The organism is Shinella pollutisoli (assembly GCF_024609765.1).
Lineage (GTDB): Bacteria > Pseudomonadota > Alphaproteobacteria > Rhizobiales > Rhizobiaceae > Shinella > Shinella pollutisoli.
Map to the genome: position 1 here is coordinate 131,639 of NZ_JANFDG010000010.1, position 15,077 is coordinate 146,715.

Here is a 15,077-nt window from a genome sequence, read left to right on the forward strand (position 1 = left end):
TGGCCGGCCGCCTCAGGTCCAGTAGTCGCCGGGACGCACGGGGAAGGCAAGGCCGGGCTCGTCGCGCGCGACGAGGTCGTCGGTCTTGCGGCGGCGCGCGGCCATGTCGGCGGATTCGGGCTCGTCGGTCTCCGCCTCCGCCTCGGGCTCGTCGCCTTCCTCGCCTTCGGTTCCCCGGTCCTCGTCCTCGCCCGTGGCTTCCTCGTCCTGGATCTCCTCCGTCTCGAAGGATTCGAGGTCGTCTTCCGCCGTGAGATAGGGGACGAAGGCGAGGGGGATGCCTTCGCGCAGCGGCAGGGATACCGCGACCGCCGTCTCCGCCTGCGCCGCTGCCGCCTGTGCAGCCTCCGGCGATATCCGTGCGCCGATGCGGGGCTCGTCGGCGGTGATTACCGCGCGCTGGACGGCCGGCGCGGTCTCCGTCTCCCGGCGAGCCGGCCCGGCCTGTGCGGTTTCGGGATCGGCGTCGTCGGCTCGGGCGATCGCGGCGGTGGTCTCGGGATCGGCATCGCCGGGCATGGGCAGCGCCGGGTCGCGTACCGGGCGGGCGGGGCCGGCAGCCGTCTCCAGCGGCCGGTCGAGAAGGGTGCGCAGGACCTGCGCCTCCTCTTCCGAGAGGTTCTCGACGAGCCGGACGAGGGCCTGCATCAGCACCTCCGGCGACGCCTTGCGGGTGACGGCCTGCATGACGTCGGGAACGGCCCGCGCGTCCGCCGCGTCGCCGCTTCGCGCCGGGACGGTGCCGTCCTGCCGTGCGGTGCGGGGTGTTTGTGCCGCGGCTTCGCTCTGCCCGCTTCCGGTCGCGCGGGCCGGCGTCTCGGCGGGCAGGCGCGCGGCCGCCTTGTCCGCCGGCGTGCGGTCGGCGGTTGCAGTTCCGGCAAGCGGCGGCGGTTCGTCCGCGCCATCGGCACCGGCGAGGGCGGTTCCCGAGGCCGGTTGCTGGCGGGCGCCGTCGAGGTCGAAGATGCGTTTCAGGGCGGCCTGCAGGGTGCGTGCGTCGCCGCCCGCCGCCTGCGCCGCCTGCTGCATGCCGTGCCGGTTGACGGCGGCAAGCTGCTGGACGGTGAGGCCGGCGAAACGTTGCGGCTGCCTGGCGACGGAAGCGGGCGTTTCTGCTCCTTCCGCGTCCGCGAGGCTTGCGGCCAGAAGGACGGCGAGCTTCTGGACCTCGGGCGCCTCCGGATTGCGCAGCAGGACGGCGATGCTGCGTGTCGGCAGCGAGGAGAGCGCCGTGGTGACGAGCTTGTCGGCGGCCGGACGCAGGTCGGGCGGCAGCCGGGACAGGAGGTCGGCGAGCTTGCGGCCGCCTTCGCCTTCCCGGACGGGCAGGGATTTCAGCGCGGCGAACAGCGATTCGAGCAGGTTTCGTCCGGCGGCCCCCTCCGGGCCGCGCGGGATATGGCGCAGCATGGTCTCGATGAGGCGCAGCAGCAGTTCGGCACGCAGGTTGGCAAGGGCGGCGGCGGAGAGCTGCGGCCGCCCGGCATCGACCGGCACGTTCCCCTGCGGGGCGAGCGAGGGCTGCAATGTCCCGGTCGTCGGTGCCACGCGCGGCAGCATGCCCGCCTCCTGTCTGCCCCTGCCGACGCCGCTCGCATCGCAAGGTGTGCCAATGATCCATCGTCCTTCGGATGGCGCATCATGCGCGACGCTGCGATTGATGTGTCTGCGGGCGGCAGGATGGCATCGGCCTTCGGCCGGGTGTCGCTGCAAGCTCCGACGATTTCCTGTACATAACAATTCACATTTCCCGGTTAACAAAACGCTAACGGATCGAAACTCCTTCGCACTGCAGCATCGGGCCTCGGCTATTGCCCCTTATGCTCGCCTCGCGTAAATCTTGCCGGCATTGCCGGCCGCGCGTTCCCATCGGCCGCGGATGCGGCGGAGACCTGACGCGATGCACCTCACGAACCCGATCCTCAACACCGACAGCTACAAGTTCAGCCACTATCTCCAGTATCCGCCGGAAACGCGGGCGATCTCATCCTATGTCGAGGCGCGCGGCCATTCCGAGCAGCCGGAGGTGCTGTTCTTCGGCCTGCAGATGTTCCTCAAGGAGTACCTGTCGAAGCCCGTGACGGCGCAGGACATCGAGGAGGCGGAGGCGATCGTGACGGCGCACGGCCTGCCCTTCAACCGCGCGGGCTGGACGCATATCGTCGAGAAGCACGGCGGCTTCCTGCCGCTCCTCATCGAGGCGCTGCCGGAGGGCACGCTGGTGCGCCGCGGCGTGCCGGTCGCCCAGGTCGTCAACACCGATCCCGCCTGCTACTGGCTGACCTCCTACATCGAGACGGCGCTTCTGCGCGCGATCTGGTATCCGAGCACCGTCGCCTCCAATTCGCGCAAGGTGCGGGAGATCATCCGGCCGCTGCTCGAAAAGACCTGCGACGACCCGGCGTCCGTCCTGCCCTTCCGCCTGCACGATTTCGGCGCCCGCGGCGCGACGAGCTTCGAGCAGGCCGGCATCGGCGGCGCGGCGCATCTCGTCAACTTCATGGGCACGGACACGGTGAGCGGCGTGCTCTTCGCCCGGCGCTACTACGGCGCGGAGATGGCGGGTTTCTCGATTCCCGCCTCCGAGCATTCGACCATGACCTCCTGGGGCCAGGAGCGCGAGGCCGAGGCCTATGCCAACATGATCGACCATTTCGGCGCCAAGGGTCTCTACGCGGTCGTCTCCGACAGCTACGACATCAACAATGCCGTCTCGGAGATCTGGGGCAAGCAGCTGAAGGAGAGGGTGATGGCCGCCGGCGGCACGCTCGTCGTCAGGCCCGACAGCGGCGATCCGGTGGAGACGCCCGTGCAGGTCGTCCGCCAGCTCGCCTATCATTTCGGCACGCACCTGAATGCCAAGGGCTACAAGGTGCTGGACGACAGCGTGCGCGTCATCCAGGGCGACGGCATCTCGCCGGCCGACATCGGCCTCATCCTCGGCCGGCTGGAGGCCTTCGGCTTCTCGGCGGAGAACATCGCCTTCGGCATGGGCGCGGGGCTCCTGCAGAAGGTCAACCGCGACACCTATTCCTTCGCCATGAAGGCGAACGCCCGGCAGGACGACGCCGGCGTCTGGCACGACGTCTACAAGCGCCCGGCGACGATGAACCTCAAGGCCTCGAAGGCCGGCCGGCAGGCGGTGGTGGACGGCGTCGCCGGCCTCGAGGGCGTGCGCATCGACCAGCTCGGCGGCCGCGAGAACCTGCTCGAGCCCGTCTGGCGCGACGGCAGGCTCCTGCGCGACTGGTCCTTCGACGCCGTCCGCGCCCGGGCGGCCTGAGCGGGAGAGGGACGATGTCGGTGCGCCCGCCGCAAGCGCTCGCCGCCGCCTTCACGAAGGAGACGGGGCTCGGCATCCTCGAATACGAGCTGATGTCCGAGCGGGCGGATGCGCTCGGGCGGCATGGGCTGAAGGTCGAGAAGGCGCTGGCGCTGCTTGCCGAGCGGGTTGCCGCCGGCTGCCCGCCCGAGGAGCGCGAGGACCTGCTGAACGACGCCGCCGACAAGGTCTGGGCCTTCTTCATCCAGCGCGAGATGTGCGGCCTGCGCAGCCAGAAGGATGCGGTCAGCCGCTATGCCATCCCGCGGGAGGTGATGGCGCGTCTCGGTGTCGTCAGGCCGCGAGCTGGCGGGTGATGAGGTCGTAGACGCCGTTCTCGTCGACGCGCAGCGTGAAGACGTCCTTGCGGGCTTCCTCGCGCGCTTCTTCCGTCTTGGTGCCCGCCTCGTCGAGCTTGCGCAGCGCCTCGTCGGTGGTCTCGGCCGGCTGGTCCGGCGCGGCGGCATCGGCCTCGTCCGGTCCGGTCTTCGTCTGCTCCGCCCGCTTCGCCGCATCGGCGCCGGCGGCGAGCAGCTGGATGGTCGAAAGCGCGTCGGCGACCGGATCGTCGGCGGCCTCCTCGCCCTTGCCGGCAGCCGCCTTGTGGGCCTCGCCCACGGCCTCCTGCAGCTTGCGGACGTCCTTCAGCTTCTCGCCGGCTTCCAGCGCGCGGATCTGCTCCTCGCGCTCGGCGCGGGTCTCGGCATCCTCGACGCGCGTCGGGTCGCGCTGGACGCGTGCCGCCTTCAGCTCCTCGATGCTCTTCGGATCCGCCGCATCCTCCAGCCGGGCGAGCACCTTGCGCATTTCCGGCGTCAGCGTCTTTTCCTCGCGCGCCTTGTCGGCAAGCGCGTCCTTCACGCGCGCCGCCTCGCTGCCGTAGGGATTGGCGATCGCGGCGATCAGGTCGGAAGCCTTGAGGCCGAGGGCGGCAAGGCCGGACTGCTTTTCGAGCGCCTCGACATCCTTCGGCCCCTGGCCGCGCTGTTCCGTCAGCATGGCGGAGAGGCGGGCCTCGAAGTCCGCGTCGGTCTCCTCGACGCCCTGCCTCACGCCGTTCGCGTCGGCGAGCCGTGCCACGAGGGCCGCGGTGGGGTCGTCCGTCTTGCCGCCGGCGATCGCCGTCTTCACCGCGTCGAGCGTCGTGCCGAGGCTCGTGAGCGTGACCGAAAGCGGCTTGTCGCCGAGCGCCACGCTGTCGACGAGGGTGACGGCATCGGCAAGCCGCTTGGCGAAGGCGCGGCTCGATTCGCCGTCGCGCTGCGAAAGGCCGAGCGCATCGGCGAAACGCGAGACGAGCTTGGCAAGCGTGTTGTCGTTGCGGGCGTCGCTGCCGAAGAAATGCGCGTTGATGCGGGCGTTCGCCTGACGGGCTGTCTCGTCGGACTGGAGGTTCGCCTTCGGCGTGTCGTCCCGCTTCTGGCCGCTCGCCTTCTCGGCTTCCTCGCGGCGACGCTCCTCGAGCGTGTCGAGGATGGATTGCATCGTCGAAACGATCGCGGCGGCCCCCGCGCTTGCAAGCGGTGTCAGCATGTCGGTCTCCGATAGTCGACCGGAGGATAGGCTGCAACCGTTAAGCGGCCGTTAAGGATGGCGCTCAGCTATGGGCGAAGATGTCCGTCTCCTCCCAGCCGAGGAGATCCAGCTTGGCGCGGGTCGGAAGGAAGGTGAAGCAGGCCTCGGCATGCTCGATCCTTCCGTCGCGCACCAGCCGGGCGGTGAGCTTGTCGCGCAGCGCATGCAGGTGGAGCACGTCGGAGGCCGCATATTCGAGCTGCGCCGGCGACAGCGTCTCGACCGCCCAGTCGGAGGACTGCTGCTGCTTGGAGATGTCGATTTCGAGCATCTCCTTGAGATTGTCCTTGAGGCCGTGGCGGTCGGTATAGGTGCGCGTCAGCCGCGAGGCGATCTTCGTGCAGAAGACCGGCGTCGTGGTGACGCCGAAGGTATGGAAGAGGACGGCGATGTCGAAACGGCCGTAGTGGAAGATCTTCTGGCGCGCGGGGTCTTCCAGCATGGCGACGAGGTTCGGCGCCTCCTTCTGGCCGGCGGCGATGCGGATCACGTCCGCGGTGCCGTCGCCCGGCGAAAGCTGCACGACGCAGAGCCGGTCGCGGCGGGGTATGAGGCCGAGCGTCTCGGTGTCGATGGCGATGGCGCCCGTATAGCGCTGGGCGTCCGCCGCCGGGATGTCGCCTTCGTGGTACCGGATTGCGCTTGCCATGAAAAACCCCATATGAACGTCGCGGATGCCCGCAGGCCTATAGCGCAAGTTTATGCCGGCGGGTACTCTTTCCTGGAAGATAATCGGCGGCAGGCCGCCGGGGGAATGACGATGAGACGGCAAATGGCAACCGCGGCGGCGCTCGTGATCGGCCTTGTCCTCTCCGCCCTGCCGGCGGAGGCGAAGGACAAGGCCATCGACTTCTCGCTTGCGGGCCGCGACGAGGTCTATCGCGACCTGCCGGGCGTCATCACCCCGGAGGAGGCGGAGGCGCGCCGGCAGCCGGTCGTCTGCGTGCGCAAGTATTCGGAACGCCCGCTCGGCGGCCGATGGCGCCCGGGACGGGATACGGTCTATTCCTGCACCTATGACGGCGTGACCGTCGAGACCAACCAGCTTCCCTATTCGCGCGAGCGCGAGATGCGCGGGATCGGCTGGTAGCGGCCGCCAGTCCTGTGCTAACCCTGCGGGCCATGCCGCATGCCCCGTGAGGAGACCCCATGACCGACGACACCCTGCCGCTGGTGATCAGCGCGCCCGAACCGCGCACGCTCGACCTCATCTTCACCCCGTCCGCCCTTGCCGAATTGCACCGGAGCTACCGGATCGTCGAGGCCGACCCGGACGACATCGCCGGGCTTGGCGACGCGGTGCTCGGCGAGGCGCGCTACATCGTCGGCCAGCCGCCGCTGTCGGCCGAGACGCTGGCGCGCATGCCGAAGCTGCGCTGCGTGCTCAACGTCGAGAGCAACCTTCTCAACAACATGCCCTACGAGGTGCTGTTCGAGCGCGGCATCCATGTGGTGACGACCGGGCAGGTCTTCGCCGAGCCGGTGGCGGAGCTCGGGCTCGCCATGGCGCTCAACCTCGCCCGCGGCATCGTCGACGCCGATCTCGCCTTCCGCGAGGGGCAGGAGCTGTGGGGCGGCGAGGGCAACCGGATGGCGCGCCTCGTCTCGGGCGCGGAGATCGGCATCGTCGGCTTCGGCGATCTCGGCCGGGCGCTGAACCGGCTGCTGACCGGCTTCCGGCCGAAGGTCCGGGTGTTCGATCCGTGGCTGCCGCCGTCGCTCCTGCGCGAGGCCGGCGTCGAGCCCGCATCGCTGGAGACGGTGCTGTCGTCGAGCGATTTCGTCTTCGTCGTCGCCTCGGTGACGAGCGAGAACCGAGGCTTCCTCGGTGCCGACGCCTTTGCGAAGATGAAAAAGGGTGCGGCCTTCATCCTGCTCAGCCGCGCCGACGTCGTCGATTTCCCGGCGCTGATGGCCGCCGTCGCGTCCGGCCATATCGTCGCGGCGAGCGACGTCTATCCGCAGGAGCCGCTGCCGGCCGACCATCCGGTGCGCCGCCTTCCCGGCTTCATCCGCTCCGCCCACCGCGCCGGCGCGCTCGACAGCGCCTTCAAGAAGATGGGCGACATGGTGCTGGAGGACATGGCGCTGATGGATCGCGGCCTGCCGCCGATGCGCTGCAAGCGCGCCGAGCGCGAGACGGTCTCGCGCATGCGTTCGAAGCCGGTCAGCGTGAACTGAGGCGGCGCGCGGCGGCAGCCCGCCGCGCGCCTGTTCATTCCCGTCAGGCGCGTTTGACGACCTTGATGATCACGAGCAGGATCACCGCGCCGATCGTCGCATGGATGATGGCGGCGACGATGCCGCTGCCGAGGCTGATGCCGAGCGCCGGGAACAGGAACCCTGCGATGAAGGCGCCGACGATGCCGACGACGATGTTGCCGACGAGGCCGAAGCCGAAGCCGGAAACGATGAGGCCCGCCAGCCAGCCCGCGATCGCGCCGACGATGAGGAAAACGAGAATGCTTTCAATGCCCATGATGTGCTCCCTTTGACAGCGTCATTCTGTCGCCCGAAGAATGTGGCAGGTGTTTCGCGGAAAGCAACAGGGATTTGCTCGATACTGGAGCAAAAAAGTCAACTTCACTGGCAATAGGTGTTGCCGTTGCCGTCGGCGTAGCAGCGGCTCTGCGTCGCGCCGATATGGCCGCCGGCGATGCCCGGGCGGGCCCGCTGGTTGCTGATCGCCCGCCCGCCGATATGGCCGGAGGCCTGGCCGTGGGATTCGGCGTCGATCTCGAAATTGCGGTTGCCGAGCGTGCCCGCCGTGCCGCGCCGGTTGCCGGTGAAGTTTTCCCGCGTGCCGTCGGCGGCCGCGCAGGCGCCGCTCGCCGTATCGCAGACCACGCGCGACTGTCCTGCCGCCGGCGTCGCGGCGAGAAGGGCTGCGAGGAGGAGCGTCGTGCGGTTCATGGCCGTTCCGTGCGGTGCTCCCCTCTATCTAGGTCCGCACCGCACGGGCGGCAAGGCGGGGAAAGGCGTCAGACGATCCCGCCGCCGCCGCTCGCCACGGCCGGCCGCTCGGCGGCCACTCTGGCGCGGTAGCCCGCCGCCCGGTAGGTCGCGACCGGATCGATCGCGCCGCCCGCTTCCAGCCGCGCCATGGCGAGGATCGGCTCGACGTCGGTGCGGAAGGCGGCCTTCAGCGTCTCCGAGGCCATCAGCGCGTCGTTCTCGTCCTGGTAGCCGGCGAGCGCCGCCCGGTCGACGATCAGGCCCTGCGCATAGGCGCGGCAGACTTCCGTGGCGCTGCGCATCAGGCTCTCGATCGGGTCGGTGACGTTGTGGCTCTGGTCGAGCATGTGGGCGGGCGCGAAGCCGTCGGCCTGGCGCAGCTCGGCGTCGACCAGCTCGTTGAAGACCAGGAACAGCCGGTAGGGATCGATCGAGCCGGTGTCGAGGTCGTCGTCGCCGTATTTCGAATCGTTGAAATGGAAGCCGCCAAGTTTCCTGAACTGGATCAGCCGGGCGACGATCATCTCGATGTTGACGTTGGGCGCATGGTGGCCGAGGTCGACGAGGCAGAAGGCCTTGGGGCCGAGCTCCTGCGCGATCAGGTAGTTGGTGCCCCAGTCCTGCACGACCGTCGAATAGAAGGCCGGCTCGTACATCTTGTGCTCGGTGAAGAGCCGCCAGTCGTCCGGCAGCTCCCTGTAGATCGCCTTCATGGCGTCGAGATAGCGCTCGAAGCTCTTGGTGAAATCCGCCTGGCCGGGAAAGTTCGTGCCGTCGCCGATCCACACCGTCAGCGCCTTGGAGCCGAGCGCCTTGCCGATCTCGATGCATTCGAGATTGTGCTCCACCGCCTGCCGGCGCGTTGCCGCGTTCGCATGTGAGAGCGAGCCGAACTTGTAGGAATGCTCCTGCTGCGGCGCGTCGGAGAAGGTGTTGGAATTCATCGCGTCGAAGCCGAGGCCCAGCGTCTCCCCCTTCTGCCGGAGCGCCGGGATGTCGGCCACCTTGTCCCAGGGGATGTGCAGCGAGACGGTGGAGGTCGCCCGCGTCAGCTCGTGGATGACGGCGCAGTCCTCCAGCTTGTCGAAGATGTTGCGCGGCTCGCCCCGGCCGGGGAAGCGGGCGAAGCGCGTGCCGCCGGTGCCGACGCCCCAGGAGGGCACGGCGACCGAATAGGCGGCGACCTTCCTCTTCACCGCGTCGATGTCGACGCCGCGGCGGGCAAGCTGCTCGCCGAGATGGTCGTAATCGTTCGCGAGATCGGCGCGGCGCCTGTCGTTCTCGCGCGACAGCACGTCCGTGGAAATCATCGTCATGGCGGCACTCTCCTCAGCGCGTGAAGGACTGGGCGTTGCCCGCGTCGACGTTGATGATGTTGCCGGTCGACTTCGCCGACATGTCGGAGGCGAGGAAGTAGATGGCTTCCGCGATATCCTCCGGGAAGACGGAGAGTTTTAGCATGGAGCGCTCGCGGTAGAGAGCTTCCAGGCCCTCCGTGTCGGTCTTGTAGATGGCGGCCCGCTGCTCCTTCCATTCGCCGGTCCAGATCTTCGAGCCGCGCAGCACCGCATCGGGATTCACCACGTTGACGCGGATCTGCTCGGACGCCCCTTCGAGCGCCAGGCACCGGGCGAGATGGATCTCGGCCGCCTTGGCCGTGCAATAGGCCGACGCGCCGGGTGAGGCGGCAAGGCCGTTCTTCGAGGCGACGAAGACGACGTTGCCGCCCGCCTTCTGCCGGCGGAAGATGCGGAAGGCCTCGCGCGAGACAAGGAAATAGCCGGTGGCGAGGATGCCGATGTTCCGGTTCCAGAGCTCCAGCGTCGTGTCCTCGATGACGGCCGAGGAGGCAAGCCCCGCATTGGAGACGAGGATGTCGAGGCCGCCGAACGCGACCAGCGTGTCGGCGAAGCTCTTCGTCACCAGCGCCTCGTCGGTGACGTTCATGACGACCGCGCGCACGACGTCCTTGCCGTGGCGGCCGGCGAGCTCGGCCTCGGCCGCGGCGAGCGCCGTCTCATCGATGTCGGCGAGCACCACGCAGGCCCCTTCCGCCATCAGCCGGTCGGCGGTCGCCTTGCCGATGCCGCCGGCCCCGCCGGTGACGAGGGCGATGCGGCCGGCAAGGCTCTTCGGCTTCGGCATGCGCTGCAGCTTCGCTTCCTCCAGCAGCCAGTATTCGATGTCGAAGGCCTCCTGCTCCGGCAGGCCGACATAGTCCGACACGCCCGAGGCGCCGCGCATCACGTTGATGGCGTTGACGTAGAACTCGCCGGAGATGCGCGCGGTCGCCTTGTCCTTGGCAAACGTGATCATGCCGACGCCGGGCACGAGATAGACGACAGCGTTCGGATCGCGCATCGCCGGGCTGTTCTCCCGCTTGCAGCGCTCGTAATAGGCGGCGTAGTCGGCGCGATAGGCGGAAACGGCGTCGGCGAGGCCGGAAAGCGTCCTGTCGACATCGGGGTTCGCCGGGTCGAAATCGACGACGAGCGGGCGGATCTTGGTGCGCAGGAAATGGTCGGGGCAGCTCGTGCCGAGTGCCGCGAGCGGTCCGAGGTTCTTCGAGGTGACAAAGTCCAGCACGGCGTCGCCGTCGTCGAAATGGCCGACCTTCCGCTCGTCCTGGCCGATCATGCCCCGGATGACCGGCATCAGTCTTTCCGCTACCGCGCGGCGGTCGGCGGGCGGCAGGACCGGCCTCACCGCGCCGCCGAAGGCGGGCCCCGCATTGTTCTCCTCGAACCAGCCGATCGCCCTGTTGATGATCTCGATCGTCGTCTCGTAGCATTCCTTCGCCGTGTCGGCCCAGGTGAAGAGGCCGTGGCTCTCCAGCACGACGCCGCGCGCCGCCGGGTTCTCCAGGCAGAACTTTTCCAGCCAGAGCCCGAGCTCGTAGCCCGGCCGCTTCCACGGCAGCCAGCCGATGTCGTCGCCGAAGATCTTTTGCGTCAGCTCCCGGCTGTTCCTGGCGGCGGCGATGGCGATGATCGCGTCCGGGTGCATGTGGTCGACGTGCTTCTTCGGCACGTAGGCGTGCAGCGGCGTATCGATCGAGGCGGCGCGCGGGTTGAGGTTGAAGGTGCAGTGGGGGAGGTACCCCACCATCTCGTCCTCGTGCTCGACGCCGCGGTAGAGGCCCTTCAGGGCATTGAGCTTGTCCATGTAGAGCGTGGCGAAGCCGTCCATCCGGATGGTGCCGACGTCGCCGCCCGAACCCTTCACCCAGAGGACCTCGACCTCGCCCGCGCCGAGCGGATCCTTCTCCAGGACCTTCGCCGAGGTGTTGCCGCCGCCATAATTGGTGATGCGCTTGTCGGAGCCGAGCAGGTTGGAACGGTAGAGCAGCCGCTCCGGCTCGTTCATCGACGCGGCTTTCGCGTCGTCCCACAGGTTTGCAAGGCGTGCGCCCTGTTTCTTGTCGAGCATCGGCTTGTCCTCCCGGCATTTGACAGCGTGCCTTCAAATCTCACGGAAGCCTCGCGCATGTCAATCATAAACGATCAAAAACAATCATATTGCACCGCACAATGAAAAAATATGATTGAACATGATTGACATTGCTCGTTTCCGATGGAAGCATTGCGGGCATTGGAGGAGCCATGCACGAGAAGGAAAGACACCGGATCATTCTGTCGGCGGTTCAGGAGAAGCCGGTCGTGACCGTGCCCGAGCTGGTCGACCTGACCGACAGTTCCGAGGCGACGATCCGCCGCGACATCGCGGCACTCCACGTGCAGAAGAAGCTGCGCCGGGTGCGCGGCGGTGCTGAGGCATTGCATCCGCCGCAGTTCGTCGGCCTCGCCGGCCGGCCCTTCACGGTCAACGAGACGCTGAACACCCGCCAGAAGCAGGCGATCGCCCGCGAGGCGGTGGCGCTCTGCGAGGACGGCGATCCGATCATCATCAACGGCGGAACCACCACGTTCCAGATGGTGCATTTCCTGACGAACCGCCGCATGCAGGTCTTCACCAACTCGTTCAACATCGCCGAGCACCTGCTCAAGCATTCCAAGAACACGATCATGCTGTCGGGCGGCACGATCTACCGCGAGCAGAACATCGTGCTGAGCCCCTTCGACAACGACGTGACGCGCAATTTCTACGCGCGGCGCATGTTCATGGGCGCGCAGGGCCTCGGCCCGCTCGGGCTGATGGAGGCGGACCCCCTGCTGATCCAGGCCGAGCAGAAGCTGATCGACCAGGCGGACGAGCTCGTCGTGCTGGTCGATTCCACGAAATTCCGCAAGCGCTCCAGCCTCATCCTGTGCGGCCTGAAGCGCATCGCCACCGTCATCACGGATTCGGGCATCGAGGACAGGGATGCCGCGATGCTGGAGGAAGCCGGCGTCAGCCTGATCGTCGCGAACGTTCAGGCCGGCGCCAAGACTGAGAACGCATCCGCTTCGGCATGAGGCCTGGGCGGCGATTTTTCACTGGGAGGAAAAAGTCGTGAAAATCCTGAAGACATTGCTCGTGACGGCGGCCGTCTCGGTCGCGCTCATCGCCAACACCGCGCAGGCGGAAACGAAGAAGATCGCCCTCGTCGTCAAGGCGCTCGGCATCGGCTTCTTCGAGGCGGCCAACAAAGGCGCGCAGGAAGCCGCCAAGGAGCTCGGCGACGTCGAGGTCATCTATACCGGCCCGACGACCACGACGGCCGAAGGCCAGATCGAGGTGATCAACTCGCTGATCGCCCAGAAGGTCGACGCCATCGCCGTCTCGGCCAACGACACCAACGCCCTCGTCCCGGCGCTGAAGAAGGCCATGGACCGCGGCATCAAGGTCATCTCCTGGGATTCGGGCGTGGCGCCCGAGGGCCGTCTGATGCACCTCAACCCGTCGTCGAGCCCGCTGATCGGCAACATGATCATCAAGCTCGCCGCCGACAACCTGCCGGAGGGCGGCGACGTCGCGGTGCTCTCGGCCACCGCCACCTCGACCAACCAGAACGTCTGGATCGAGGAGATGAACAAGGTGCTGCCCAACTACAAGGGCATCAACGTGGTGGCGACCGTCTACGGCGACGACCTCGCCGACAAGTCCTACCGCGAGACGCAGGGCCTCATCCAGTCGCATCCGAACCTGAAGGCGATCATCGCGCCGACCTCCGTCGGCATCGTCGCCGCCGCCCAGGCCGTGACCGACGCCGGCAAGGTCGGCGAGATCAACGTCACCGGCCTCGGCCTGCCGTCCGAGATGGCCGGCCATGTGAAATCGGGCGCATCCAAATCCTTCGCGATCTGGAACCCGATCGACCTCGGCTATTCCGCCACGATGATCGCCTACGACCTGATTAACGGTGCGGAAGCCAAGCCCGGCGCCGAGCTGAAGATGGGCCGCATGGGCGTCGTCAAGCTCGACGACAACAACGAGGGCGCCATGGCCGACCCGTTCGTCTACGACGCCTCGAACGTCGAGGAATTCGCCAAGATCTTCTGATCTCTGGTGATTGCGGGTGGGTTTACCCCCCTCTGCCCTGCCGGGCATCTCCCCCTCAAGGGGGAGATTGGATGGAGGGCCGTCTCGCCCATCGCTGACGTCGCAATTGAGCATGGTGCCCGCCTCTTGCCGATCCCCCCTTGAGGGGGAGATGCCCGGCAGGGCAGAGGGGGGCGCCGATTAATCACAAACCGGTGGACCGACCCTTGCTGCAGGACACGACCACATCGCGGATGAAGCCCGCCGTCGCGCTCGAGGGGATCTCGAAGTCCTTTCCCGGCGTGCGGGCGCTCTCCGAGGTCTCGCTTTCGCTCTATCCGGGCTCGGTGACGGCGCTGGTCGGCGAGAACGGTGCCGGCAAGTCGACGCTGGTGAAGATCCTGACCGGCATCTACCAGCCGGACGAGGGGACGATCCGCGTCGACGGCGCGGAGACCCGCTTTCTCACCGCCAATTCCGCGGCAAGAGCCGGCGTCACCGCTATCCACCAGGAGACCGTGCTCTTCGACGAGCTGTCGGTGGCGGAGAACATCTTTCTCGGCCACGCGCCGCGCACCCGCCTCGGCCTCATCGACTGGACGAGGATGAATGCCGATGCGCGCGCTCTTCTCTCCCGCGTCGGCGCCGACCTCGATCCGTCGATCCGGCTGCGCGACCTCGGCATCGCCAGCAAGCACCTCGTCGCCATTGCGCGGGCGCTCTCCATCGACGCCCGCGTCGTCATCATGGACGAGCCGACGGCGGCCTTGTCGCACAAGGAGATCCACGAGCTCTACGAGCTGGTCGACCGGCTGAAGGCCGACGGCAAGGCGATCCTCTTCATCTCCCACAAGTTCGACGAGATCTTCCGCATCGCCGACCGCTACACCGTCTTCCGCGACGGGCGCATGGTCGGCGAGGGGCTGATTTCCGGGACGACGCAGGACGATCTCGTGCGCATGATGGTCGGCCGCGACGTCGGCCAGGTCTTCCCCAAGCAGGATGTCGAGATCGGCGAGCCTGTGCTGACCGTCTCCGGCTACCGTCACCCGACCGAATTCGAGGACATCGGCTTCGAGCTGCGCCGCGGCGAGATCCTCGGCTTCTACGGCCTCGTCGGCGCCGGGCGCTCGGAGTTCATGCAGGCGCTGATCGGCATCACGAAGCCGTCCGCCGGCGCCGTGAAGCTCGACGGCGCGGTCAAGGTCATCCGCTCGCCGGCGGAGGCGATCGCCGCCGGCATCGTCTACGTGCCGGAGGAGCGCGGCCGACAGGGCGCGATCATCGGCCTGCCGATCTTCCAGAACGTCACGCTGCCCTCGCTTTCGCGCACCTCGCGGGCGGGCTTCCTGCGGCTGGCGGAGGAATTCGCGCTGGCGCGGGACTACACCTCGCGGCTCGATCTTCGCGCCGCCTCGCTCGACCAGGACGTCGGCACGCTGTCGGGCGGCAACCAGCAGAAGGTCGTCATCGCCAAGTGGCTGGCGACGAGACCAAAGGTCATCATCCTCGACGAACCGACCAAGGGCATCGACATCGGCTCCAAGGCCGCCGTCCATGCCTTCATGAGCGAGCTCGCCGCCGCGGGGCTCAGCGTCATCATGGTCTCGTCGGAAATCCCGGAGATCATGGGCATGTCCGACCGGGTCATCGTCATGCGCGAGGGCCGCATCGCGGGCCGCTTCGAGCGCGCGGAACTGACGGCCGAGAAACTGGTGCGCGCCGCCGCCGGCATCGAGGAGGCAGCCTAATGGTTTTGTCAAGCTGCATGTTTGAAGTTTGGGCTGAAGGGGGTTCTTGTCTG

Annotated in this window: 14 protein-coding genes; 7 read left to right on the top strand and 7 right to left on the bottom strand. The window is 67.7% G+C overall.

What is annotated here, in order from left to right:
- Positions 1-12: 12 nt before the first annotated feature.
- Positions 13-1,560, bottom strand: coding sequence for a hypothetical protein (locus tag NNZ72_RS10500; protein ID WP_257315250.1), 1,548 nt, complete (start codon positions 1,558-1,560; stop codon positions 13-15).
- 340 nt (positions 1,561-1,900) lie between these two features.
- Between NNZ72_RS10500 and NNZ72_RS10505 the strand changes: the two genes are divergently transcribed.
- Positions 1,901-3,283 carry a nicotinate phosphoribosyltransferase gene (locus NNZ72_RS10505; RefSeq protein ID WP_257315251.1) on the top strand — a complete coding sequence of 461 codons (1,383 nt, stop codon included), beginning with the start codon at positions 1,901-1,903 and terminating at the stop codon, positions 3,281-3,283.
- A gap of 14 nt (positions 3,284-3,297) precedes the next feature.
- Entirely contained in the window at positions 3,298-3,639 is a 342-nt protein-coding gene (locus NNZ72_RS10510) for a DUF6665 family protein (RefSeq protein WP_257315252.1), read from the top strand.
- On the opposite strand, the gene NNZ72_RS10515 is transcribed toward NNZ72_RS10510, so the two are convergent.
- Both NNZ72_RS10515 and NNZ72_RS10520 read right to left on the bottom strand, forming a co-directional pair.
- Positions 3,617-4,855: a hypothetical protein gene (locus NNZ72_RS10515; protein ID WP_257315253.1), complete on the bottom strand. Its 1,239-nt coding sequence runs from the start codon at positions 4,853-4,855 to the stop codon at positions 3,617-3,619. The genes NNZ72_RS10510 and NNZ72_RS10515 overlap by 23 nt on opposite strands.
- A 64-nt stretch (positions 4,856-4,919) precedes the next feature.
- Positions 4,920-5,546 (bottom strand): ribonuclease D, encoded by a 627-nt coding sequence (locus NNZ72_RS10520; RefSeq protein WP_257315254.1) that lies wholly within the window; start codon positions 5,544-5,546, stop codon positions 4,920-4,922.
- Positions 5,547-5,669: 123 nt separating this feature from the next.
- On the opposite strand from NNZ72_RS10520, the gene NNZ72_RS10525 reads away from it, so the two are divergent.
- A complete protein-coding gene (locus NNZ72_RS10525; RefSeq protein WP_257315255.1) occupies positions 5,670-5,987 on the top strand; it encodes a hypothetical protein in 318 nt (105 codons plus the stop codon).
- Positions 5,988-6,046: 59 nt separating this feature from the next.
- A complete protein-coding gene (locus NNZ72_RS10530) occupies positions 6,047-7,078 on the top strand; it encodes a hydroxyacid dehydrogenase (protein ID WP_257315256.1) in 1,032 nt (343 codons plus the stop codon).
- 43 nt (positions 7,079-7,121) lie between these two features.
- On the opposite strand, the gene NNZ72_RS10535 is transcribed toward NNZ72_RS10530, so the two are convergent.
- The 4 genes from NNZ72_RS10535 to NNZ72_RS10550 all read right to left on the bottom strand — a co-directional run bounded on the left by NNZ72_RS10535 (position 7,122) and on the right by NNZ72_RS10550 (position 11,281).
- The gene (locus NNZ72_RS10535; protein WP_257315257.1) at positions 7,122-7,376 is read right to left on the bottom strand and encodes a GlsB/YeaQ/YmgE family stress response membrane protein; all 255 of its coding nucleotides are present in this window, start codon (positions 7,374-7,376) and stop codon (positions 7,122-7,124) included.
- A gap of 104 nt (positions 7,377-7,480) precedes the next feature.
- Entirely contained in the window at positions 7,481-7,810 is a 330-nt protein-coding gene (locus tag NNZ72_RS10540; protein ID WP_257315258.1) for a hypothetical protein, read from the bottom strand.
- A 68-nt stretch (positions 7,811-7,878) separates the two neighbouring features.
- On the bottom strand, positions 7,879-9,168 hold the full coding sequence (rhaI, locus tag NNZ72_RS10545) for an L-rhamnose catabolism isomerase (RefSeq protein WP_257315259.1): 1,290 nt from the start codon (positions 9,166-9,168) through the stop codon (positions 7,879-7,881).
- A 13-nt stretch (positions 9,169-9,181) separates the two neighbouring features.
- Positions 9,182-11,281: a bifunctional rhamnulose-1-phosphate aldolase/short-chain dehydrogenase gene (locus NNZ72_RS10550; protein ID WP_257315260.1), complete on the bottom strand. Its 2,100-nt coding sequence runs from the start codon at positions 11,279-11,281 to the stop codon at positions 9,182-9,184.
- A gap of 173 nt (positions 11,282-11,454) precedes the next feature.
- Between NNZ72_RS10550 and NNZ72_RS10555 the strand changes: the two genes are divergently transcribed.
- The 3 genes from NNZ72_RS10555 to NNZ72_RS10565 all read left to right on the top strand — a co-directional run bounded on the left by NNZ72_RS10555 (position 11,455) and on the right by NNZ72_RS10565 (position 15,024).
- Positions 11,455-12,267, top strand: a complete 813-nt coding sequence (locus NNZ72_RS10555; RefSeq protein WP_257315261.1) for a DeoR/GlpR family DNA-binding transcription regulator — start codon at positions 11,455-11,457, stop codon at positions 12,265-12,267.
- A gap of 37 nt (positions 12,268-12,304) precedes the next feature.
- Positions 12,305-13,294: a rhamnose ABC transporter substrate-binding protein gene (gene rhaS, locus NNZ72_RS10560; RefSeq protein WP_257315262.1), complete on the top strand. Its 990-nt coding sequence runs from the start codon at positions 12,305-12,307 to the stop codon at positions 13,292-13,294.
- A 233-nt stretch (positions 13,295-13,527) separates the two neighbouring features.
- The gene (locus tag NNZ72_RS10565) at positions 13,528-15,024 is read left to right on the top strand and encodes a sugar ABC transporter ATP-binding protein (protein WP_257315269.1); all 1,497 of its coding nucleotides are present in this window, start codon (positions 13,528-13,530) and stop codon (positions 15,022-15,024) included.
- Positions 15,025-15,077 lie beyond the last annotated feature (53 nt).